Here is a 19,754-nt window from a genome sequence, read left to right on the forward strand (position 1 = left end):
AATAGTTGCTTTAGCAACTCAATTCACTTAGCATGGAGCACACACCGGTTTTCGGTGGCTTCTGAAACCTGGCAGACAGATACGATGCACAAACAAAAATACCGGGCGCTTGCGCGCGTCCCCCTGCTCGAACGCACCCCATTGATGCGGCTGGAGCGCCTGGGCGAGGCCTTGGGCATCAACTTGTACATCAAGCGGGACGACCTGGGCGCACTGGGCGGCGGGGGCAACAAGCTGCGCAAGCTGGAATTCCTGCTGCCGCCAGCGCTTGAGCAGGGTTGCGACACGCTGATTACTTTCGGTGCTCTCCAGTCCAATCATGCTCGCCTGACGGCAGCAGTGGCGGCGCGTTTCGGGATGAAATGCCATTTGATCCTGAACCGAAAAGTGCCGCGTGCCGGCGTGCATTACGAGGCGGGCGGCAACCTGGTGCTGGACACTCTGTTCGGCGCGGATCTGCACCTGCTGCCCGGCGAGGATGATCCGCTGGCCTATTGCGAACGACTGAAAGCCGATCTGGTGTCCAAAGGGCGCAAGCCATGGGTGATTCCGTTCGGGGGGTCGGACGCGCATGGGGCGATGGGCTACGTCGGCTGTATTGAAGAGATTGTCGACCAGGCCGCCGAGCAGGGCATTCATGTCGACCATCTGGTACACGCCAGCGGCAGCGGCGGCACCCAGGCGGGCTTGCTGATCGGCACGCAGCTTCACGGCGCCACATTCCCGGTGCTGGGAGTCAGTGTCCTGTACCCGGCCGAGCCGTTGGCCGCAATCGTCTCGAATATCGTCAGCGATGCCGGCAAGTTGCTGGGGGCAGCGCTCGAGGTGCCGGCGCCTCGGGTGGACGACCGCTTCATTGGGCGCGGGTATGGTTTGATGCACGAGACCACGAAAGAGGCCTTGTCACTCGCTGCCTCGACCGAAGGCCTGTTGCTCGACCCGGTCTATACCGGCAAGGCCTTTGCGGGATTGGTGACGCGCGCGCGGTCCGGAGAGTTCCGCCGGGGCGACACGGTTGTTTTCCTGCACACGGGAGGTCTGCCCGGCCTGTTCGCCTATTCAGACGAGCTGCTGGACGCCGCCGCCGGCGGCGCGTCGGAATAAAGAGAGCCACCTTGCCATGAATAACTTGAAACAAGCCGCCGGCAAGCGTGCGGTAGTGGTGTCGGGGCACGATCAGGCGACTCAAACCGCCCTGGCCGTGCTGGAACAGGGTGGCTCTATTGCCGATGCCGCCCTGGCGGGCGCGGCGGTCCTGTCGGTCGTTCTTCCGCACGCGTGCGGTCTGGGCGGAGATGCGTTTGTCCTGGTCCACGATGCTGCATCCGGCAAGACGCACGGTCTGAATGCGTCGGGCGTGTCGCCGGCGCTTGCAAACCCCGACCGCTTCCCGAACGGGCTGCAAGAACGCGGTCCGCTGAGCTGCAATGTGCCGGGCATGGTGGCGGGCTGGCAGGCAGTGCACCAGCGCTTCGGCGGCAAGCCCTGGGCCGATGTGCTGCGTCCGGCGATCGGCGTGGCCCGAGACGGTTTCGAAGTGTCGCCGGTGCTGGCGAAATCTTCGGAGCTCTACGCGGACATCCTGTCGGCGCCGAGCAAGGCGCTGTTCCTTCCCGATGGCGTGCCGCTGCGCGCCGGCCAGGTGCTGCGGCAGCCGCAGGCGGCGCAAACCCTCGAGACGATCGCCCGCGAAGGCGCATCCGCCTTCTATAGGGGCCCGATCGCGGCCAGCATCGCGCGGGCCTGCGAAGCGGCGGGGGGCCTGCTGCGCGAGTCGGATCTGCAGACTTACCAGCCGGAATGGGTCGAGGTCATCGAAACCGAGTACGCCGGCCATGTGGTTCGCACGATGCCCCCCAATTCGTACGGCCTCTACTTGCTGCTGCAACTGATGGCGCTCGAAGCTTCGGAAGATAAGGGCGGACAGGGGCTCGATGCGCCGGCCCGGTTTGCGAAGTTGATACGGGCCGCCCAGGCGGCCTTCAAGGTCGGCGAGCGGGCGGTCGCAGACCCCGACCCCCGGTATGAAGCCGAATCCGCCCAACTGCTGCTCGGTCCCGAAGGGCGTCGGCGGCTGGAGTCGGCTACGGGCGGCAAGCCGGGCAACCGCGGTGGTACAGCGGTCATCAGCGTCGCCGATGGCCAGGGCAATGCGATAACAATCATACAAAGCGTATTTCTCGTCTTCGGTAGTGGCGTCAGCGATGCCGAGACAGGTGTCCTGTTGAACAATCGCCTGTTCGGCTTCACGCTGGAAGGCGGTCATCCGAATCAGGTGGGCCCCCGCAAGCACCCGGCGCATACGCTCTGCCCCGCCATGGTCTTCAAGGACGGGCGCCTGCGCTATGCCGTCACCACGCCAGGCGGCCCTGGCCAGACGCTGACGCTGGCACAAGTGCTGCAAGCCATGTTTGAAGAAGGCGCCTCGTTGGCCCAGGCGATCCAGGCGCCGCGCTGGACCATGGACCTGGCCGGCGACTCGCTCTACGAGCATACGATGCCGCCGGACGTGGTGACGGGCGTGCTAGCACTGGGAGAACCCATGAAAGCCGCCGTTCCCGGCTCCCCTTTCTTCGGCTCGGTGAAGGGCATCGCGCTCGAAGACGACGGCACACTCATCGGCGCGGCGGACGATCGGCGCGACGCGACAGTGCGGAGCCTGCCATGAGATCGATGGCTGAGATGCCTGCGCCGGACCTCGTCCTGCATGGCGGCAAAATCATCACGATGGATGGGGCGTCGCAGATCGCCCAGGCCATTGCCATTCGCGGCGACACGATTGTGGCGGTGGGCTCGGACGAAGAAATCCTGGCGCATTGCCCGTCGGCGTGCCGCAAGGTGGACCTGCATGGCCGGACGGTGGTGCCCGGGCTGCACGACGGCCACGCGCACATGGACCGCGAGGGGCTCAAAGATATATTCCCCTCGCTTGGCAAAGTGGAAAGCATCGCGGATATCCAGCGCGCCATCGGCGAGTTGGCCGCGCGCACTCCTCCCGGCGAATGGATCGTCACGATGCCGATCGGCGATCCGCCCGCCTACGCGGGGATGCCGCAGGCGCTGAAGGAAAAGCGGTTTCCGGACCGGCATGACCTCGATGCGGTGGCGCCTGACCATCCGGTCTACATTCGGCCTATCTGGGGGTATTGGCGCCATACGACCCCCCTGGTTTCCATTGCCAACACCAAAGCGCTGGAGTTGGCGGGCATCGGCCCGGATACTCAGCCGCCGTCGCCGCACGTAAAGATCGAAAAAGACGAGCAGGGGCAGCCCACCGGTGTTTTCATCGAGGAAACGCTGATGCCGATTGTCGAGCTCGAGTACTTCAGGGATCCGAGTCGGTTTCAGGTGGCCTCTCGCACAGACTCGGTGCCGAGGTCGCAGCACGCATACCACCGGTACGGCACGACCAGTGTGTTCGAAGGACACGGCGTGGCCACCGAAGTCGTGCGCTCTTATAAGAATCTGCATGCGCGAGGCGAACTCAGCATGCGTGTGGCATTGGTGCTCAGCCCCAACTGGAAAAGCGCGCCCGTCCCCGATCTTGATGCGTTCGTCGAAGCGTGGTGCGGTTGGCTCAGCGGGCCGGGCCTGGGCGACGATCACCTGCGCATGGCGGGAATGTTCGTCGACATGGGCCCCGATGCAGCCAATGACATCCGGGCACGCGCCTACCCCAGTACTGGCTGGGCAGGATTCAACTATGACACCGCCCGCACGCGCGACCATGCACTTGAACTGCTGAAGGCTTGCGCGCGGCATCAGATTCAGGTCGTGGCAATCTGGCCCAACATGCTTGAGCTGTTCTATGCGGTCCACAAAGAAATTCCCTTGAACGGACTGCGCTGGGTGCTGAGCCATATATCGACGCTTACCCCAAAAGAGATCGACATGATCCGGGAAATGGGGCTCATCGTCACGACGCATACCAACCGGTACCTCTACAAAGAAGGGCATTTGCTGCAGGACCGGCTCGGCGCCCAGCGGGAGCACGAAATCGTGCCGCTGCGGTCGTTGATCGATGCCGGCATACCGGTTGTGCTGGCGACCGACAACATCCCGGTGTCGCTGTTCCACCCGCTGTGGCATGCAATCGGCCGTGCATCGCGCGCGACCGGTACCGCGGTGTGCGCCGAACAGAGGCTGACGCGTGAGGAAGCGCTGCGATGCATTACCGCAAACGGGCCCTTGTTGACGTGGGAAGAGTCGAAGAAGGGCACGCTCGAGCCCGGCAAGCTGGCCGACCTGGCCGTGCTGTCGGACGACCCGCTCACTTGCGCGGAGGATCGGATCAAAGAAATCGAGGCCGTGTTGACGATGGTCGGCGGCCGGGTGGTCTACCAATCGTCGGATTTATGAGCTGTTTCAACCAGTTTGTACGTGCCGTTCTGGCAATAATTAAGGGGAAATGATGGTGAAGTTTCACAAAAAGTGGGCGCATCTCTTGGTCGGGGCGCTGATCGGCCTGCAACCGTTCGTGGCCGCCGCGCAGCAAGCCGAGCCGGTGCATTTGATCCATGGTCAGGGCACCGGGGGCACGACCGATGCCCTGGCCCGTCTGCTGGGAACCGAGTGGGATAAACGCCTGAACAAGAACGTCATTGTCGAAAGCCGCCCGGGGGCGGCGACGTCGCTGGCCGCGGCGGTGGTCGCGAAGGCCAAGCCTGATGGCAAGACCTTGTTGTTCACCGCCAGCGGGTTTACGGCGAATCCGTACCTGCTGAAGAATCTGCCATTCGACACCGAGAAAGATTTCACCGGCATTGGACTGGTCGCCACCACACCCTATGTGCTGGTGGTCACGCCGTCGCTGCCGGTGTCCACGCCGAAAGAGCTGGTCGAGTACATGAAGCAGAATCCCGACAAGGCCACGGTGGCGGTCACCAGCATCGGATCGGCGCAGCACGTTTCGGCCGCCCTGTTCAGGAAGCAGGCCGGTGTGGACATGGTGTTCGTACCGTACAAGGGCAGCGCAGGACAGATCGCCGACGTGGCGACCGGACGCGTGCCCGTGGCCTTCGACAACATCGTGGCCATCGCTAGCCAGATCAAGGCTGGCACCGTGAAGCCCCTGGCCATTACCAGCAAAGAGCGTTCGGAAATGTTCCCCGATATTCCCACGCTCGATGAAAGCGGATTCCCTGATTTCAATATCGTGGGCTGGTTCGGTGCGCTCGCGCCGAAGGGCGTGCCGGCATCGGTGGTCGAGGCCTATGGAAACGCGGTCAAGCAGATGAAGGAAGACCCCGAGTTTGTGGCCCGTGTCCGTGGATTGGGCGCGACGGTGATCCCGGGCGGGCATGTAGAAGCCCAGGCATATATCCAGAACGATTTGGTGAAGACCGGCGAGCTGATCAAGGACTTGAACATCACGCTCGAGAACTGATCGCGGCTTGCGTTGGCGGCGATGTCGCCGATTGCCTGCCCACGGCTTGCATCGGCAGCGCCGCAACCGAGCCTCAGTACTCAACGCCCGGCGTGCCCAGCGCGCCCGGGCTTTTTTTTGGCTGTTTCGGCCGGGTCGAGCATCGAATCGGCTTGTTGAGTCAGGATTTCGAGGGTGTGCTCGAACTCCGTGAGCTGCTCGCGAGTCAGGCAGCTGGTGAGTTTCTGTTGTCGGGCCAGGCTCAGGGGCAGCCCTCGTTCATAGATCATGCGCCCATTTTCTGTGAGACTGACCTTGACCCACCGGGCGTCCTTATTGTCGCGTTCGGCGGTGACCAGTTTTTTCGCGACCAGCTCGGATACCGCCCGGCTGACCTGGCTTTTGTCATAGCGCCAGAATGCAGCAATTTCCTGCGGCGACCGCGCGCCATGGCTGGCCAGGAACAGCAGTATGCGCCATTGGCGCACCGACAGCCCCAGCTCGTCTTGCAGCAGAATTTCGATCCCGCGGTAAAGGCGCTGGCTGAAGGCCAGTACCCGGTAGGCCAACAGCTTGGATGGATCGCCCTTCATGTCCAAGGACGCCTGATCTCTGATAGTCATTTTTTTCATTGAAGGCATGTGCGACGCACTGGCTCAAACCATAGCCACGGGACCTTACATCACTTTTGTCTCTTGATGCACCTGGGGGGGCGAGCGACCCCAGGCTGCGTGGCCCCCACGTCCGGAGCCTGCACGCGCCCTCGTGGAAGACCGACGCGGCCGAACGGGTCGGCATCAGCCGGGCGCTGCCGGCCGCGTCATGAACGGCAGGGATGAGCTTGCGCCAGCGCCTCGAGCACGATGCCGGCGGCGCCTTCGGACTGGCGCGTAGCGGGAAGCCTGGCCAGGTAATCGAGCACCGGCGCAGGCATGCTCTCCATGTCGAGATCAGACGCGGGGCACCATTGCTTGCCATTGGCACTGTCGGCAATGCCCAGGATGTATGACGTGGCCATCAGGGTGGAAAGCATGGTGCGTTGCGCGGGATCTTCGACCCAGGCGGCCAGGGCGCCATCCATGATGCCCGCATAGAGTTCCTGCGCGGTGATCGGGCGGTAGGGCGACGCCTGGCTTGCCAACCCGGGGGCGGGTGGCAGCACGCACGCGAGGGCAGCCACGCAGAGGCACAGGCGGGTTCGAAAACGTTTGGGGATCATGGGCACTTTCGATTCTGCTCAAGGGGGCGCGGCAATCGGCGGGGAGTGCAGCAATTGAAATTTTCTCGAGATGATCGAGAAAAAATCCTGAAACTCTATCAGATTGCATCGGTTCGTCGCTGCACCGATACGACGGAATTTTCACATATTGCCATGGGCTTGCGAGCCGTCAAGCTCGTTTGCGACGACGGCTCGTACCATGCCGTTGCCCGCTTCACTGGAGCAGGCAACGGCCCTTGCGCCGTTCCATCAAGGACCTACTCACTGAGTCGTCTGAATGAGCAAGCTTGGAATATGGGTGGATTACGACAGAAAGGTCGTATGCAACGAGCTGCGCCGCCAGAACCTGATCCCCGTCAATGTATGGCTGACCGACGCACGCTTTTGCGCATCGCGCTTTTCAACGGCCACCTACCAGGGTTATCGCCTGTGGGCGATGCCATGTGTGCGCGCCATGCGCAGGCATGCCTGGCTGGCCCGCGGATTGGCTGCGGCAGTGAAATGGATGTCCGCCGATATCGAGTTCCGCACAGGCCTGCGTTCGCGCATCCATTGGCGCGGCTGGCTGGTGCATCGCTGCATCTTCTGGCCCGCGAATCGGCTGCTGGGCCTGGGCCTGCACTGCGTGCGCTTGCATCGCGACGGCCACCGGCTCCGTCATCCTTCCGACGTTCAGCGAGCGGGTCCACCCGTTATATAGGTCAACCTAGGCGTTATTGCACACCATGAAAAAAGTTCTTCTTTCGGCCCTGGTATCCGGGGCGCTGGCCACCGCCGCAGGCGTTGTGTCCGCGGACACCGGCAACATCTCCTTCATCGGCGAAATCACGACTTCCGCCTGCGCCATCGGCGGGGGCCAGCAGGGCGCCGAGATGACCGTTGCCATGGGCAGCGTGCCGGTCACCATGTTCAACGCCGTTGGCGACAAGGGGCCTGAAACCGAGTTCACCATCGCCCTTATCGGCTGCAACATCAGTGTCGCCGATACGGCGTCGCTGTCGTTCCGTCCCGGGGCTGGCAGCATCATCGACAACCGCCTGCTCAGCCTGGAAAGCACGGCCGGCGCTCAGGGCGTTGCCGTGGGCCTGGCCACCGCAAGCGGCACCGATGTCATCATGGGCGGCCCGGCCACGACCTACGTGCTGATCGACGGCACCAACGTGCTGCGGTTCAAAGCCTTCTACGAAGCGATCGCGCCCTCCGTTACCGCAGGCAGCGCGAATGCCCGCGCAATTTTCGAGGTCACCTACTCCTGAGCGTGTCCGTTTGAAACCGGCCTGGGCGGCAGGCGGACGCCACAGCGGCCGCCATGTGGCCAGGGATCGCAGCCCCCGGTCTGCCGCCATCTCTGCCAGCGCGCGGCGCCTGAACGGCGCCGTGCACCGATTGACCACCGCCCTGGCGCCGCATCGCCTGTTGCGGCACAAGCCAGGCGGCCCGCCGCGCCGGCGGGGGGCGCGGACGAAGCCAGCGTGAGCTCGCGCCAACGGCCGTGCCGCGGCGCGGGGCTTGAAGCCAACGAAAGCCAAACACATGAAAAAACTGTTCCTACGGCAGGTTGCGGGGCTGCTTGCGCTGCTGGCCGCCGGCGTCGCGCACGCGGGCATCCAGCTGTCGACCACGCGCGTCATCATGAATCAATCGCAGCAGCACGTGTCCTTGTTCGCGAAGAACCTGACTACCGATCCTTATGTGGTGCAGGCCTGGATAGACGGCGTCGCCGAAGAAATGGAAACGCCGTTCTTCATTACTCCGCCGTTGAGCCGGTTCGACGCCAGCGTCGAGCGGCGCCTGAGCATTACCCGTGTGGGCGCGGGCCTACCCGAAGATCGCGAGTCGTATTACTGGATCAACGTACTCGAGATACCGCAGAAGAAAGACGCGGGCGAGAACAGCCTGTCGCTTGCCATGCATACCCGCATCAAGCTTTTCTACCGTCCTGCCGCCATACTGGAATCCGAGCGGGGCCCCGGATTGGCGCAGTGGCGGGTGTCGCGCGACGGGGTGGCATGCTCGCTGGCGATCGAGAACAAGTCGGCTTACACCATCAATTTTTCCCGCATCGACATTGCGGGCGAGTCGGCTGCATTCGGGCGCGCGCTGGTCGCCGCGCCTCTGGACACGACTCGCATCGCGTTGGCCGCATGCCCCGGCGGCGCCGGCTTGCGAGCGACGCCTCACGTAGTGAACGACTACGGCGTTGTCGAGGTCTGGCCGGCGGTGACCATCGGCGGGGAAGCGCAGCCGCGTTGATGGCCATGGCGCGCCAGGCGTATCTACCGGGAGTGCTGAGCGCGGCGTTGCTGGGCGGCAGCGCCGCCTTGGCTTCGGGGCCCGGCGACGACGCGGCAGTATTCGACAGCAGTTTCCTGCACCGCGTTCCGGGTCAGGCGGCCCAGGTCGATTTGTCGGTATTCGCACATTCAAGCCGCGTGCTGCCGGGCAGGCGGTCCGTCGCGCTTGAGCTCAATGAGCACGAGCTGGGCACGAGGCTGATCGATTTTGCCGCCGAGCCGGGCAAGGAAGACGCCCAGCCCTGCTTTTCGGTGCGCGCGCTGCGCGAACTCGGCGTGAAGGTTGCGGCATTTCCGGCCCTGCAGCATCGGGATGAGGACGCCTGCAGCGGCGTGCTGCAGGCCATACCGCTGGCGCACGCGGGCTACAACCAGGATGCCAACACCGTCAGGCTGTCTATTCCGCAGGCGGCCCTGGACCGCAAGGCGCGCGGCGCCGTGCCCGAAGAGCGCTGGGATTCGGGCACCACTGCGCTGTGGTCATCGTATCGCCTGTCGTACAACAAGATGCGTTCGAGCGAGGGGGCAACGCACCAAGGCCAGGAAACGCTATATCTGAGCCTGCGCAATGGCCTGAATGTAGGTGCCTGGCGTCTGCGTGGCAACGGCAGCTATTTCAAGGCTGGCCGCACCACCAAGTGGGACTGGAGCGACCTGTATGCAGAGCGCGATGTGGTGCCGATGCGCGGCCGGCTGCGCGTGGGCGACAGCGCCACCGACGGCCGAATCTTCGGGGCAACCCGTTTTCGGGGCATGCAGCTTCGGTCGGATGACGGCATGCTGCCCGACAGCCAGCGGGGCTATGCGCCGGTCGTGCGCGGCCTGGCGCCCAGCAATGCCAAGGTCACCATACGCCAGAGCGGCCGCGTGCTTTACACCACCTTCGTGCCGGCCGGTCCGTTCGTCATCGACGACCTGTATTCCACCCCGGGCGGTGGCGATCTGGAAGTGATCGTCGACGAGTTGAACGGGCGCAGCACGCGTGCCTTCCAGCCGTTTTCGGCTTTGCCCATCATGATGCGCGAAGGGGTGTGGAACTACAACTTCCTGGCCGGCGAGCATCGCCACAGCTACGCTGCGCGGCGCTCGCTGATGGCCCAGGGCACACTGGCCTACGGGCTGCCGCTGGGCCTGACGGCCTACGGGGGCTGGACCTCGGCGCAGGGCGGGTATCGCGCGGGGGCGGCCGGCATGGCGGCGAACTTGCATCATCTGGGGGCGGTATCGGCCGACCTGACCAGCTCGCGTTCGCGCGATGCCCAGGGGAACACCCTGACGGGCTCCGCAGCAAGCCTTCAGTATGCCAAGTCGTTCCCCGGCAGCGGTACGGACTTCACCCTGGCCAGCTATCGCTACAACTCCAACGGCTACCGCAGCTTGAACGAAGCGATGCGCGACCGCACGGACTTCCGTGGCCACGCCGGTTTCAATCGTCAGCACGAGTATCAGCTCGCGCTGATACAAGGGCTGGGGGCGCGCGGGTCGCTTTCTTTGAATTACTACGGCATTGCCTATCGCAACGCCAGCGGCAATGCCCGCTATGCCCAGTTGGGTTATTCCAGTTCGCTGGGAAGGGTGGGCTATTCGCTGAACTATGCCCAGAGCCGCCAACCCTGGAGCCGGCGCGAATCCACGCTGATGCTGGCCCTGAGCATACCGTTGGCGGGCAGCCATACGGCCAGCTACGCCATGAACCGCACCAATCGGCAAGGAGCCAGCCACACTGCCAACCTGAGCGGCGCGATGCTGGACGACTACTCGCTGACCTACGCCTTGCAGGCCGGCGCCACGCGAGGCGCGGGTACGTCCAATGGCCATACGGGCTATGGGTCCCTCGGTTACGCATCATCGGTGGGGTTGGCGACAGTCAGCCATGCCACCTCGGGCAGCTCGTCGAATACGTACGTGGACCTCAGCGGGTCGGTGCTTGCCGACAGCAAGGGTGTGCTGCTCGGGCAGTCGCTGGGCGAAACGGCGGTCATCGTCGAGGCGCCCGGCGCCGCCGGGGTGTCGATCGACGCCATGCCCGGCGTGCGGACCAATTCGGCGGGCCGCGCGTTGATTCCTTATGCCAGCCCCTACCGCGAAAACCGCATATCGCTCGACGCTGGAGACGGGCTGGACGGAGCCCACCTGAAGCAGAACGTGCAGACCGTCGTGCCCACCCGCGGGGCCGTGGTCATAGCCAAGTTCGAGACAGAACTGGGACGGACCGCATTGGCGGTGCTCAAAAGCGGCATCACCGGCAGCGTGCTGCCGTTCGGTGCCGCTGTGTTGGGCGAAGACGGGCTGCAACGCGGCATCGTGGGCCCCGTCGGGCGTGCCTGGCTGACCGGGCTGAACGGCATAACGCGCTTCACGGCCCGCTGGGGCCAGCAGGCCGACCAGCAATGCACTTTCGAAATCGACGTTTCCGGCCTTCCGGACAACGCCGCAAAGGCGAAGGAACTGTCATGCGATTGATATTTGGCGGCCAGCCCGCCCTGCGTGGCCGCTGTCGTCGGCGTGCCATCACCCTGGCCCTGGCCCTGGCGTGCGGCGCCGGCGCCGCGCAGGCATGCTCGGTAAACCGTGGTGGCACCACGGCGAACAACAACTATTACATGCCCTATGACGGCACGCTGTTCCAGATTGGGGTGGCTCCGGGGCGCAGCTCCTTCCCGCTACCTGCGTATCCCGTGGCAGGCGAGGTGCTGTTCGTGGCCGAACGGCTGCTGCCTGCGCTGGGTGAAGGGGCGGCGCAGGGCAGGGCGGCGCCGCTGTACGCCTGCCGATCGGGTGGGATCGAAGAATTCACCGGCGGCACCTCGCTGCTGCCCGGGCATCGGAACCTGTACGGGACAAGCGTGAACGGCATCGGCTACCGCGTTTACTACTACTACATCGATGCATCCCAGAACGAAATGGCGCCCGTAGTGTTCGAGAACACGCACAGGTCCGGCGCAATGGTGTTTCCGTTCAACGGGTCGCCGCAGCTGGGCAGCGACCTGAAGGCGCGCATCGAGTTCGTGGCCACCGGGGAACCCATATCGCCGGGGAGGGTGGAAATCGGCAAGGTCTTCGGGCAGTCGCTGGTGAGCAACGTGGGTGGGGCCGTCATCACGCAGCCCTACAGGGTGTATTTGTCCATGCCAGTCGACATTACGCCCCCCACCTGCGATATCCAGAACCCGCGTGCCCTGGCGGTGACGCTGCCCAGTGTGCCGGCGCATCTGCTGGGACAAGACGCGGGCCGCGCCATCACCACCACGCTGCTTGACGTCGCGTGCAGCTCGCCCAGCGAGTTGTCGCCCGCCATGACCATCACGCCGCATCATCCGGTAGGCGGCTTTCCGGCCACGTTGGGCAACCAGGAAACCGGCGCCGAGGCGGCCACCGGCGTAGGCGTGCAGCTATGGCTGTACGAACCCGCCACGGCCACGTATCGCCACCCCGCCTTCGGCGTGACGGAATACAACACCGGCGCGCCCCTCGAGTCGTTGCCGTCTCGGCGCTGGCAGTTCCGTATCGGCGCCAGTTACCTGGAGGTGGGCAGCCCCGTCATCGCCGGCAAGGTGCGGGCCAGCGCCGTGCTGAAGTTCACTTATCTTTGACTAATGCGTATCCCTATGGACGCTTTGCCTCATACAACCCAGCTGCGCCGCACACTGGCCGCGATCATCGCCCGGACCTGCCGCTGCGAAACCGAGCCCCTTCTGCAGGACCAGGACTTCGCGGCCGTGATCGCGCAATTCGATTCGCTGGCCATTCTGGAAATTCTGCTCGAGATTGAAGCCGAGTTCGGTCTGACCCCTGATGAAATGCTGCCCACGCAGCACGACGTAGGCGCCCAGGAATTTACCCACGTATTCCCGGCCAATGTCGGCGCGCTGGTGGTCTACATGCGTCAGGTGCACGCGCGGCGCGCATCGGCCGATCCGGGGAGCGCACCATGAGCGCCCGTGCGGTGGTCGTCACCGCCGTGGGCATGTTGTCTCCGGTGGGGGGGACCGCTCGGGATTCCTTCGAGGCCTTGCTCGCCGGGGCATGCGGCATACGTCGCGCCCCTGACGCCAGCATCAGGCGCAGCGTGGGCTACGTGACCCAGGACGTGACAGCGGGTCTGCATCCCAGCCAGGCGCGCATGCTGGACCGCGTGACCCTGCTTGCCCACCAGGCGGCCGTGCAGGCCATCGACGCTGCGGATCTGGATCCCGTCCGCCAGGCCGAGTGCGGGGTATTCGTGGGAACGGGCATCGGCGGTGTCGGGACGCTGTGCGAAGCTGTCGAGACCTATCACGGCCTGCTGCCCAAGCGTCCCGTGCTGGTGATCCCCGCGGTGATGCCGCAGGCGCTCGCGGCACACATTGCGCAGCGGCTGCAGTCCACGGCCGAGGCACAGACGTACGCCACGGCCTGCTCGGCCGGCGCCGTGGCAATCGGCGAGGCCTATCGGCGCATACGCGACGGCTACCTGGACGTGGCGATTGCCGGCGGCGCCGAATCGATGTTTTCGCCGATGCTCATGGCGGCATGGGGGCAGCTGCATGTGCTGTGCGCAGAGCCCACGGCCGACCAGGCCGGTTACTGCCGTCCGTTCAGCGACAAGCGCACGGGCTTTGCCCTGGCCGAAGGCGCGGCGATGCTGGTGCTGGAATCGGCCGAGCATGCCCGCGCACGCAATGCGACGGTCATTGCCGAGTTGTGCGGCTATGGCGTCAGCAATGATGGCACCCATCCGATCAGGCCGGATGCCCGTGGACAAGCCCTGGCAATGGCGCGTTGCCTGGGCGACGCGCGTGCCGTGCCGACCGATGTGCAGTACATCAATGCCCATGCGACGGGCACACTGGCCGGCGACCGCATCGAGACCCAGGCGATCAAGCAGCTGTTCGGCGCGCATGCCCACCGGCTGGCCATCAGCAGCATCAAGGGCGCCGTCGGGCATGCCATCGGCGCCGCGGGGGCCATCGAGGCGGTGGTCACGGCCATGGCGGTGCAGCAGGGCCGGGTGCCGCCGACGCTCTTCTTTGCACGCGGCGACCCGCAATGCGATCTGGATTATGTCGGCGAGGGCGCGCGATCGATGCCGGGTTTGCGGCTTGCGCTGAGCAATTCGTTCGGCATGGGCGGTAACAACGCCGTGCTGGCTTTCCGGAAAGCGGGCAACGCTGAGGCGACCCTACAGGCCGAGGCCTTCGCGCAGCCGGCGGACACGGTAATAGCGCCAGAACAGTAGCGCCGCCGCCGCGCGATAGGGTGACCACGCTTCGGCCATGGCGATCAAGCTCGAGCGATCCGGGTAGGTGCCGGGCGAGAGAGCGTCTCCCACGGCCTTCTGTAGAGCGATATCGCCCGCGGGAAAAATGTCTGCATGGCCGGCGCAGAACATCAGATAGATTTCTGCCGTCCAGGGCCCGACGCCCTTCAGCTGGGTCAATGCCGCGATGGCGGCATCGCCGGGCATGGCCGCGATGGCCTGCAGGTCGAGATGTCCGGCGCAGATGGCCTGCGCCAGCTGGGTCAGGGTGCGCTGCTTGCCTTGGGACAGCCCCACTCCTTGCAGGCCGTCAGGGCCCAGGGCAAGGAAGCCCTCGGCGGTAGTGGCCCCGGGCAGGGCGGCCAGGCGTTTCCAGATCGCATCTGCCGAGGCCACCGATACCTGCTGGCCGCAAACGATGCGCGCCAGGCCGGCGAAACCTGGCGGCCAACAGCGCAACGGGATGGCGCCGCAGGCCCCGAGCACGGGGCCTAGCCGGGGGTCCAGCCTGACCAGCCGGCGCAGGTGCAGGTCCAATGCTTCCTGCGTGAGCAGGCGCGCCGGACTGGCGTCTACGCGGGCTGGCATGTGTCAGGCTTCGGAAACCGGGCCGGGAACGCGACGCTCGGGCAGCAGCGCCTGCACTTCGATTTCAACGTCCACGTCACGGGCCAGGCGGGCCTGAACGGTCGAACGGGCGGGCAGGGCGTCGCCGAACCGGGCGGCATAGACTTTGTTGAATTGGTCGAACAGGGCAAGGTCGGACAACCACACGGTGGCACGCACCACGTCGTTGAGCTTGCACCCGACCTTGGCCAATGTTTCGGTGATGCGGTCGAACACCGCCTCGGTCTGCGCGGTAATGTCGCCGCGCACAACGTTGCCTTCGGCATCGAGCGGAATCTGGCCGGATGCGAAGCAGAAGCCCCCGGCCAGCACTGCGCGGGACAAGGGCAGGGGTGCGGCGGCGGGAAGGCGGGTAAGGCGAGACATAAAGGACAACCTCTAGATACTGGTTTTGAAGAACCGGTACCCTAGCACAGCCCGCCGCATGGCGCCCCTGGCGAGGCCTCAACCGTCTTTGTGCTGCGGCTTGCCGTGCCGCGGGGTCGAGGCCATTTTTTCCAGTTCTTTCTTGTCCATGGATTCGTACATGGATTTCGAGGCGCCTTTCAGTTCGCTTTTTTTCTGTTCGCCGCGCTTGGCGGCCAGCGCGGCCCCGGCGGCTTTTTGCTGGGCTTGGGATTTCGCAGGCATGGTGACCTCCGTTCAAAAGACAGTGAAGTCTGGCCGTCCGCAAGGTCCATGCCCGAGCCGCGCCGGGCATAGGGCTTGCGACGAGTTGCTGCCCTGACATTTGCAATGGAGGCCAGCCATGCGCTATCGCCTGAACGACCTGCCCGAAGCCGAACCGCAACGACGCAATCACGATCGCAGCTCGAACTCCGGATATCCCGGCGGCGGCCATACTTACAGCCGCGAGCAGGACCCCTACGGCCGACACTTCGATGACCCCGTGGCGGGCGAACACGCCCGCCAGGCCACGCGCGAGGTGTACTCGCGCGGCGACAGCTGGAAAGACGATCCCCAATGGCAAGGCCGAGGGGTCGGGCAAGGCGATTTCCCGGGAAGATCGGGCCTGACCTTTCCTTACCAGACGCAGCCGCGACGGCCGGTCTATCCCAAAGGCTACGTGCGCTCGGACGAGTACATACACGACGACCTGTGCGAACGCCTGAGCCGCAGCGGTCTGGACGTGGCGGACGTATCTGTGTCTGTCGAGGGCGGCAGGGTGCAGTTGAGCGGCACCGTGCCTACGCGTTGGATCAAGCACGCGGTGGAAGATGCCGCCAGCGAGACGCGCGGCGTGATGCAGGTGGACAACCAGATACGCGTGGGTGGGGCCGCCCGACCCGCAGGGGCTGCCGAAGACTGAGCGACGAACCTCGCCGGCGGCAGCATGTGATCAGCGCCGGCGCGCCAGGTGCGTCAGCAACAAGCCCAAGCCGAAGGACGCGTAGACTAGCGCGAGGGATGGACTGGACAGGCGGCGTTCGAAGCCGGGAGTCAGCCGCTCCGGGGTGGCCTTGAGATCGACCACGCAGGCGGCGGCCGCGACGCCCGCTGCCGCCGCGACGGGGCGTACGCGCGAACGCCGATTCCGTGGTGAAGCAAGCAGTGCCTCGTAGGCCAGCGCCCAGAAGATAGACATGGAATGATGAATCAGATAACCGGTGATGGTGTAGCGCAGCGTAGGCCGCTGCTGGGCCACAGCCTTGTCGCGCCAGAGCCAATGGCTCACCGCGTTGACGGGCGCGTAGGCGCTGCTGCAGTCGCGCGTGCCGCAGCCCGCCAGGGCAAGGGTGGACGACACGCCGGCTGCGCTGCCCGATATCACCGCTCGTCGAAGCACCTTCGCAGTGCGGCTCATGCTGACTCCTTGAGGTGCATCCAGTCTTCAGCATGCATGGCGTTGACTGCCGCCGGTGTAACCGTTGGTGCACGATTGCATCGCGGGTGGACGGCATGAACATCCTGGTGCTGGGCGCCAGCGGGTTCCTGGGCAGGCACCTGACACGGGCGCTGCGGGACCGCGGGTACAGGGTGATCGCCGGATCGCGCACGCATCCACAGGCGCCGCCGCCGGGCCTGGAGTTTCGGCAGGTGGATGTCGGACGCGCGCTGGACGCGCACGACTGGCTGCCTGTGTTGCAAGGCATAGACGTGGTCGTCAATGCCGTGGGTATATTCCGCGAGTCGGGTGGTCAGCGCTTCGATCAGTTGCACGATGCGGGCCCACGGGCTCTCTTCGATGCCTGTGTGCGGGCAGGGGTGCGCCGGGTGGTCCAGGTGTCTGCCCTGGGGGCAGATGCCGATGCGCAGAGTGCCTACCACCTGAGCAAGCGGGCTGCCGACGAGCATCTGCTGGCGCTGCCGCTGGACGCCGTGGTGGTGCAGCCTTCTTTGATCTACGGCGCCGGCGGCACGAGTGCGACGCTGTTCGGCATGCTGGCGAGCCTGCCTCTGGTGCCCGTGCCAGCGCTGGGTGCGGCACGGGTGCAGCCTATCCATGTGGACGACGTGACCGCCGCCATCGTGGCGCTGGTCGAGGCCCCGAGCCTGCCCGCCCGGCGCCTGGCCTTGGTGGGCCCGCGCGCATTGTCCTGGCGCGAATTCATGGAGGGCCTGCGTTCTACGCTGGGCCTGCCGCGTGGGCGCTATTTGCCGATACCGGCGTCATGGGCGGCGGCGATGGCGCGCGTGGGTGACCGGTGGCCCGGGGCGCTGCTGGACACCGAAGCATGGCGCATGCTGCAGCGGGGCAATAGCGCCGACGCCGGGCCCTTGGCTCGCTTGCTGGGCCGCATGCCGCGGGACGTATCGCTGTTCGCGCAAGGCGAACCGGCGCGTGCCCAACGCCTCCAGGCCCAGCTGAGCTGGCTGCTTCCAATCGTCCGGCTGAGCCTGGCGGCCATGTGGATCGTGACGGGCCTGTTGTCGCTGGGCATCTATCCGGTGGCTGCGAGCTATGCCTTGCTGGAACGCACTGGCGTACCCGAAGCGATGCAGCCGCTCGCGCTTTATGGCGCGGCTTGCCTGGACATCGCGCTGGGCGTGCTGGCGCTGATGCCCCGCCGCGCCCGCTGGCTGTGGGCCGCGCAGGCGGGTCTGATCCTGGCTTACACAGGCATCATCACGTGGCGGCTGCCTGAATTCTGGCTGCATCCCTACGGGCCGATCTTGAAAAACGTGCCACTGTTGGCGCTGCTTTGGCTGTTGCATGAACTGGAGCGACCATGGAATACGCGATAGCGAAATGGCTGCATGTGCTGTCATCCACCATCTTGTTCGGTACTGGCATAGGCAGCGCCTTTTATTTCCTGGCCGCCACACTGAGCCGCGATTCCCGTACGGTGGCCACGGTAGCCGGCTATGTGGTGACCGCCGATTGGCTTTTTACCGCCACGACCGCCGTGGCGCAGCCCTTGACCGGCTACTGGATGATGCGGGTGACGGGAATGGGTTGGGACATCGGCTGGCTGCGCCTGTCGGTTCATCTGTATGTACTGGCCATTGCGTGCTGGCTGCCGGTGGTATGGCTGCAGATCCGGCTGCGCGACATCGCGCGCCAGGCGGCCGCCGAACATGCTCCGCTGCCGCCGGCCTATTGGCGGTACTTCCGCATGTGGTTCGGGCTGGGCGTGATCGCCTTCATTGCCTTCCTGGCGATCTTCTATCTGATGACGGTCAAGCCGGCGTAGCGCGCCGCGCGCAAGCTTATAGCGTAACAACAGGGTAGACGCGCTTATATATAAGCGTTGCGCCGCTTATTCGCCGTCGGCCCGCTGCGGGTTGCGCCCGCTCGGGGCCTTGAACCCGACCACGCCGATTGTTTCAATTTCTAAATGCAGCAGCGTAAGGGTTGTAGGAATTCTTTCTTAGTTGTTAATCAAACGTAAGAAAAAACAGTAGCTGTTAGGGGTCACCGGAATCATTAGTGGCTCTGCCTAGAATTCGGATTTCCGAGCCACTTAGGCGGAGATAGCCTGTTTTAGGCTCCGGGTTATCCCGGATACGACAGACACTATGGAATTTGCCGACATTCTGACCGCTCTGGATTCCCGTCTGCCATGTGGTGAAGACCTGGAATACGACGCCGAGTTCCTGCAGTTGCAGCAGGCGGCGGTGGAACGCAGCGAACAGCAGTTCGGCTCGACCATTATTCCGGCGCAGCCGCCCGACTGGCGCGTGGTCGAAAAGCTCGCGCGGGGTTTGCTGGAACGCACCCGCGATGTGCGCATCATGGGATACCTGACTCAGGCCTGGACGGAAATCCGTGGACTGCCGGGCTATGCCGATGGCCTGACGCTGGTTGCCGATACGCTCGACCGATATTGGGAAGCGGTGCATCCCCGACTCGACAGCGTGGGCGATGACGATCCGATGCCGCGCATCAATGCCCTGGCCTCCTTGGGCGACCTGAGCGGTTGCGCACGCAGCGCGCGTTCAAGCCGCCTGGTCAATGGCGTGCACGGGCAACTGTCCCTGCGGGATGCCGAGTCCGTGCTGGACGGCAGCCGATCCGATCCCGATTTTTATCCTGGCGGACGTGCGAGGCTGGTGGAGCACCTGCGCCAGGCGTCACTGCGCCAGGACGCCGACCTCAACGCTGTCGTGGTAGCGACGCAGGCGCTGCGCCGCATACAACAGCAGGTGGCGCAGCGGCTTGGGCAGGAATGGGTGCCGGATTACGCGGTCATCCTGCGGACCCTGGACATGGTGGTGCAGGTACTCGATGACGGCGGCACCGCGCCGGAGCCGGAAGGCGCAGTGGGGGACAAAGTGACTGACTCGACTTCCATTCCCCGACCGGACGCTGCGCCTGCCGTCGCCGTGCGTTGGCAGGACGCGCAGATCCAATCGCGCGAAGAGGCGTCTGCCATGCTTGCCAAGGTGTGTGCGTACTTTGAAGTGCACGAACCCAGTCATCCGGCACCGTATCTGATCCGCCGCGCGCAGCAGCTGATTGCAATGAGTTTCCACGACATTATGAAAAATCTGGCGCCCCAGGGTCTCGAGCAGTTCGAGGCCTGGCTGCCCCGGGATACGAATGGTGAGCCGGGCGCCTGAGGCGCT

The 19,754-nt window shown here is 64.9% G+C and carries 21 protein-coding genes; 15 read left to right on the top strand and 6 right to left on the bottom strand.

The window, feature by feature from the left end:
• The first annotated feature begins 84 nt into the window (after positions 1 to 84).
• The 4 genes from ACV17W_RS16945 to ACV17W_RS16960 are packed head-to-tail and all read left to right on the top strand — an operon-like array spanning position 85 to position 5,386.
• Positions 85 to 1,104 (top strand): D-cysteine desulfhydrase family protein, encoded by a 1,020-nt coding sequence (locus tag ACV17W_RS16945; protein WP_462593505.1) that lies wholly within the window; start codon positions 85 to 87, stop codon positions 1,102 to 1,104.
• Positions 1,105 to 1,120: 16 nt separating this feature from the next.
• Positions 1,121 to 2,668: a gamma-glutamyltransferase family protein gene (locus ACV17W_RS16950; protein ID WP_462593506.1), complete on the top strand. Its 1,548-nt coding sequence runs from the start codon at positions 1,121 to 1,123 to the stop codon at positions 2,666 to 2,668.
• Complete coding sequence (locus ACV17W_RS16955) at positions 2,665 to 4,359, top strand: amidohydrolase (protein WP_462593507.1); 1,695 nt, start codon at positions 2,665 to 2,667, stop codon at positions 4,357 to 4,359. The genes ACV17W_RS16950 and ACV17W_RS16955 overlap by 4 nt, the downstream gene beginning before the upstream one ends.
• Positions 4,360 to 4,408: 49 nt before the next feature.
• Positions 4,409 to 5,386 (top strand): Bug family tripartite tricarboxylate transporter substrate binding protein, encoded by a 978-nt coding sequence (locus tag ACV17W_RS16960; RefSeq protein WP_462593508.1) that lies wholly within the window; start codon positions 4,409 to 4,411, stop codon positions 5,384 to 5,386.
• Positions 5,387 to 5,466: 80 nt separating this feature from the next.
• Here the strand turns inward: ACV17W_RS16960 and ACV17W_RS16965 are convergent, their stop codons facing one another.
• Positions 5,467 to 5,988, bottom strand: coding sequence for a MarR family winged helix-turn-helix transcriptional regulator (locus tag ACV17W_RS16965; RefSeq protein ID WP_462593509.1), 522 nt, complete (start codon positions 5,986 to 5,988; stop codon positions 5,467 to 5,469).
• A gap of 197 nt (positions 5,989 to 6,185) precedes the next feature.
• Entirely contained in the window at positions 6,186 to 6,584 is a 399-nt protein-coding gene (locus ACV17W_RS16970) for a Rap1a/Tai family immunity protein (protein WP_462593510.1), read from the bottom strand.
• Positions 6,585 to 6,861: 277 nt separating this feature from the next.
• Here ACV17W_RS16970 and ACV17W_RS16975 point away from each other — a divergent pair, with 277 nt between their 5' ends.
• The 7 genes from ACV17W_RS16975 (at position 6,862) to ACV17W_RS17005 (ending at position 14,096) form a co-directional block, all read left to right on the top strand.
• Positions 6,862 to 7,284, top strand: coding sequence for a hypothetical protein (locus ACV17W_RS16975; protein ID WP_462593511.1), 423 nt, complete (start codon positions 6,862 to 6,864; stop codon positions 7,282 to 7,284).
• Positions 7,285 to 7,309: 25 nt separating this feature from the next.
• Entirely contained in the window at positions 7,310 to 7,840 is a 531-nt protein-coding gene (locus ACV17W_RS16980; RefSeq protein ID WP_462593512.1) for a fimbrial protein, read from the top strand.
• Positions 7,841 to 8,117: 277 nt separating this feature from the next.
• Positions 8,118 to 8,837, top strand: a complete 720-nt coding sequence (locus ACV17W_RS16985) for a fimbrial biogenesis chaperone (RefSeq protein ID WP_462593513.1) — start codon at positions 8,118 to 8,120, stop codon at positions 8,835 to 8,837.
• Positions 8,837 to 11,341 carry a fimbria/pilus outer membrane usher protein gene (locus tag ACV17W_RS16990; RefSeq protein WP_462593514.1) on the top strand — a complete coding sequence of 835 codons (2,505 nt, stop codon included), beginning with the start codon at positions 8,837 to 8,839 and terminating at the stop codon, positions 11,339 to 11,341. The genes ACV17W_RS16985 and ACV17W_RS16990 overlap by 1 nt, the downstream gene beginning before the upstream one ends.
• Complete coding sequence (locus tag ACV17W_RS16995; protein WP_462593515.1) at positions 11,332 to 12,471, top strand: fimbrial protein; 1,140 nt, start codon at positions 11,332 to 11,334, stop codon at positions 12,469 to 12,471. Before ACV17W_RS16990 ends, ACV17W_RS16995 begins: the two co-directional genes overlap by 10 nt.
• A gap of 15 nt (positions 12,472 to 12,486) precedes the next feature.
• Positions 12,487 to 12,813: an acyl carrier protein gene (locus tag ACV17W_RS17000; RefSeq protein WP_462593516.1), complete on the top strand. Its 327-nt coding sequence runs from the start codon at positions 12,487 to 12,489 to the stop codon at positions 12,811 to 12,813.
• Positions 12,810 to 14,096, top strand: coding sequence for a beta-ketoacyl-[acyl-carrier-protein] synthase family protein (locus ACV17W_RS17005; RefSeq protein WP_462593517.1), 1,287 nt, complete (start codon positions 12,810 to 12,812; stop codon positions 14,094 to 14,096). The genes ACV17W_RS17000 and ACV17W_RS17005 overlap by 4 nt, the downstream gene beginning before the upstream one ends.
• Here ACV17W_RS17005 and ACV17W_RS17010 read toward each other — a convergent pair.
• The 3 genes from ACV17W_RS17010 to ACV17W_RS17020 all read right to left on the bottom strand — a co-directional run bounded on the left by ACV17W_RS17010 (position 14,040) and on the right by ACV17W_RS17020 (position 15,374).
• Entirely contained in the window at positions 14,040 to 14,705 is a 666-nt protein-coding gene (locus ACV17W_RS17010) for a DNA-3-methyladenine glycosylase family protein (protein WP_462593518.1), read from the bottom strand. The genes ACV17W_RS17005 and ACV17W_RS17010 overlap by 57 nt on opposite strands.
• A gap of 3 nt (positions 14,706 to 14,708) precedes the next feature.
• Positions 14,709 to 15,110 (bottom strand): RidA family protein, encoded by a 402-nt coding sequence (locus ACV17W_RS17015; RefSeq protein ID WP_462593520.1) that lies wholly within the window; start codon positions 15,108 to 15,110, stop codon positions 14,709 to 14,711.
• A 78-nt stretch (positions 15,111 to 15,188) separates the two neighbouring features.
• Positions 15,189 to 15,374, bottom strand: coding sequence for a DUF3008 family protein (locus tag ACV17W_RS17020; RefSeq protein ID WP_462593521.1), 186 nt, complete (start codon positions 15,372 to 15,374; stop codon positions 15,189 to 15,191).
• A gap of 118 nt (positions 15,375 to 15,492) precedes the next feature.
• Between ACV17W_RS17020 and ACV17W_RS17025 the strand changes: the two genes are divergently transcribed.
• Complete coding sequence (locus ACV17W_RS17025; RefSeq protein ID WP_462593522.1) at positions 15,493 to 16,053, top strand: BON domain-containing protein; 561 nt, start codon at positions 15,493 to 15,495, stop codon at positions 16,051 to 16,053.
• A gap of 30 nt (positions 16,054 to 16,083) precedes the next feature.
• Here the strand turns inward: ACV17W_RS17025 and ACV17W_RS17030 are convergent, their stop codons facing one another.
• Positions 16,084 to 16,548 (bottom strand): hypothetical protein, encoded by a 465-nt coding sequence (locus ACV17W_RS17030; protein ID WP_462593523.1) that lies wholly within the window; start codon positions 16,546 to 16,548, stop codon positions 16,084 to 16,086.
• Between the two features lie 95 nt (positions 16,549 to 16,643).
• Here ACV17W_RS17030 and ACV17W_RS17035 point away from each other — a divergent pair, with 95 nt between their 5' ends.
• From ACV17W_RS17035 to tssA, 3 genes are all read left to right on the top strand, one after another.
• Positions 16,644 to 17,930: an NAD(P)H-binding protein gene (locus ACV17W_RS17035; protein WP_462593524.1), complete on the top strand. Its 1,287-nt coding sequence runs from the start codon at positions 16,644 to 16,646 to the stop codon at positions 17,928 to 17,930.
• A complete protein-coding gene (locus tag ACV17W_RS17040; RefSeq protein WP_462593525.1) occupies positions 17,915 to 18,379 on the top strand; it encodes a DUF2269 family protein in 465 nt (154 codons plus the stop codon). Before ACV17W_RS17035 ends, ACV17W_RS17040 begins: the two co-directional genes overlap by 16 nt.
• A 325-nt stretch (positions 18,380 to 18,704) precedes the next feature.
• Positions 18,705 to 19,748: a type VI secretion system protein TssA gene (tssA, locus tag ACV17W_RS17045; protein ID WP_462593526.1), complete on the top strand. Its 1,044-nt coding sequence runs from the start codon at positions 18,705 to 18,707 to the stop codon at positions 19,746 to 19,748.
• Positions 19,749 to 19,754 lie beyond the last annotated feature (6 nt).

It is taken from the genome of Bordetella sp. MIP270_01_BMS (genome assembly GCF_054958705.1).

Coding starts and splice junctions, on each gene's coding strand:
- ACV17W_RS16985 (WP_462593513.1), top strand. CDS start 8,118: ATGAAAAAACTGTTCCTACGGCAGGTTGCGGGGCTGCTTGCGCTGCTG.
- ACV17W_RS17020 (WP_462593521.1), bottom strand. CDS start 15,374: ATGCCTGCGAAATCCCAAGCCCAGCAAAAAGCCGCCGGGGCCGCGCTG.
- ACV17W_RS17010 (WP_462593518.1), bottom strand. CDS start 14,705: ATGCCAGCCCGCGTAGACGCCAGTCCGGCGCGCCTGCTCACGCAGGAA.
- ACV17W_RS17030 (WP_462593523.1), bottom strand. CDS start 16,548: ATGAGCCGCACTGCGAAGGTGCTTCGACGAGCGGTGATATCGGGCAGC.
- ACV17W_RS17005 (WP_462593517.1), top strand. CDS start 12,810: ATGAGCGCCCGTGCGGTGGTCGTCACCGCCGTGGGCATGTTGTCTCCG.
- ACV17W_RS16980 (WP_462593512.1), top strand. CDS start 7,310: ATGAAAAAAGTTCTTCTTTCGGCCCTGGTATCCGGGGCGCTGGCCACC.
- ACV17W_RS16945 (WP_462593505.1), top strand. CDS start 85: ATGCACAAACAAAAATACCGGGCGCTTGCGCGCGTCCCCCTGCTCGAA.
- ACV17W_RS16950 (WP_462593506.1), top strand. CDS start 1,121: ATGAATAACTTGAAACAAGCCGCCGGCAAGCGTGCGGTAGTGGTGTCG.
- ACV17W_RS16990 (WP_462593514.1), top strand. CDS start 8,837: ATGGCCATGGCGCGCCAGGCGTATCTACCGGGAGTGCTGAGCGCGGCG.
- ACV17W_RS17015 (WP_462593520.1), bottom strand. CDS start 15,110: ATGTCTCGCCTTACCCGCCTTCCCGCCGCCGCACCCCTGCCCTTGTCC.
- ACV17W_RS16960 (WP_462593508.1), top strand. CDS start 4,409: ATGATGGTGAAGTTTCACAAAAAGTGGGCGCATCTCTTGGTCGGGGCG.
- ACV17W_RS17040 (WP_462593525.1), top strand. CDS start 17,915: ATGGAATACGCGATAGCGAAATGGCTGCATGTGCTGTCATCCACCATC.
- ACV17W_RS16970 (WP_462593510.1), bottom strand. CDS start 6,584: ATGATCCCCAAACGTTTTCGAACCCGCCTGTGCCTCTGCGTGGCTGCC.
- ACV17W_RS16995 (WP_462593515.1), top strand. CDS start 11,332: ATGCGATTGATATTTGGCGGCCAGCCCGCCCTGCGTGGCCGCTGTCGT.
- ACV17W_RS17035 (WP_462593524.1), top strand. CDS start 16,644: ATGAACATCCTGGTGCTGGGCGCCAGCGGGTTCCTGGGCAGGCACCTG.
- ACV17W_RS16965 (WP_462593509.1), bottom strand. CDS start 5,988: ATGACTATCAGAGATCAGGCGTCCTTGGACATGAAGGGCGATCCATCC.
- ACV17W_RS16955 (WP_462593507.1), top strand. CDS start 2,665: ATGAGATCGATGGCTGAGATGCCTGCGCCGGACCTCGTCCTGCATGGC.
- ACV17W_RS17000 (WP_462593516.1), top strand. CDS start 12,487: ATGGACGCTTTGCCTCATACAACCCAGCTGCGCCGCACACTGGCCGCG.
- ACV17W_RS17025 (WP_462593522.1), top strand. CDS start 15,493: ATGCGCTATCGCCTGAACGACCTGCCCGAAGCCGAACCGCAACGACGC.
- ACV17W_RS16975 (WP_462593511.1), top strand. CDS start 6,862: ATGAGCAAGCTTGGAATATGGGTGGATTACGACAGAAAGGTCGTATGC.
- tssA (WP_462593526.1), top strand. CDS start 18,705: ATGGAATTTGCCGACATTCTGACCGCTCTGGATTCCCGTCTGCCATGT.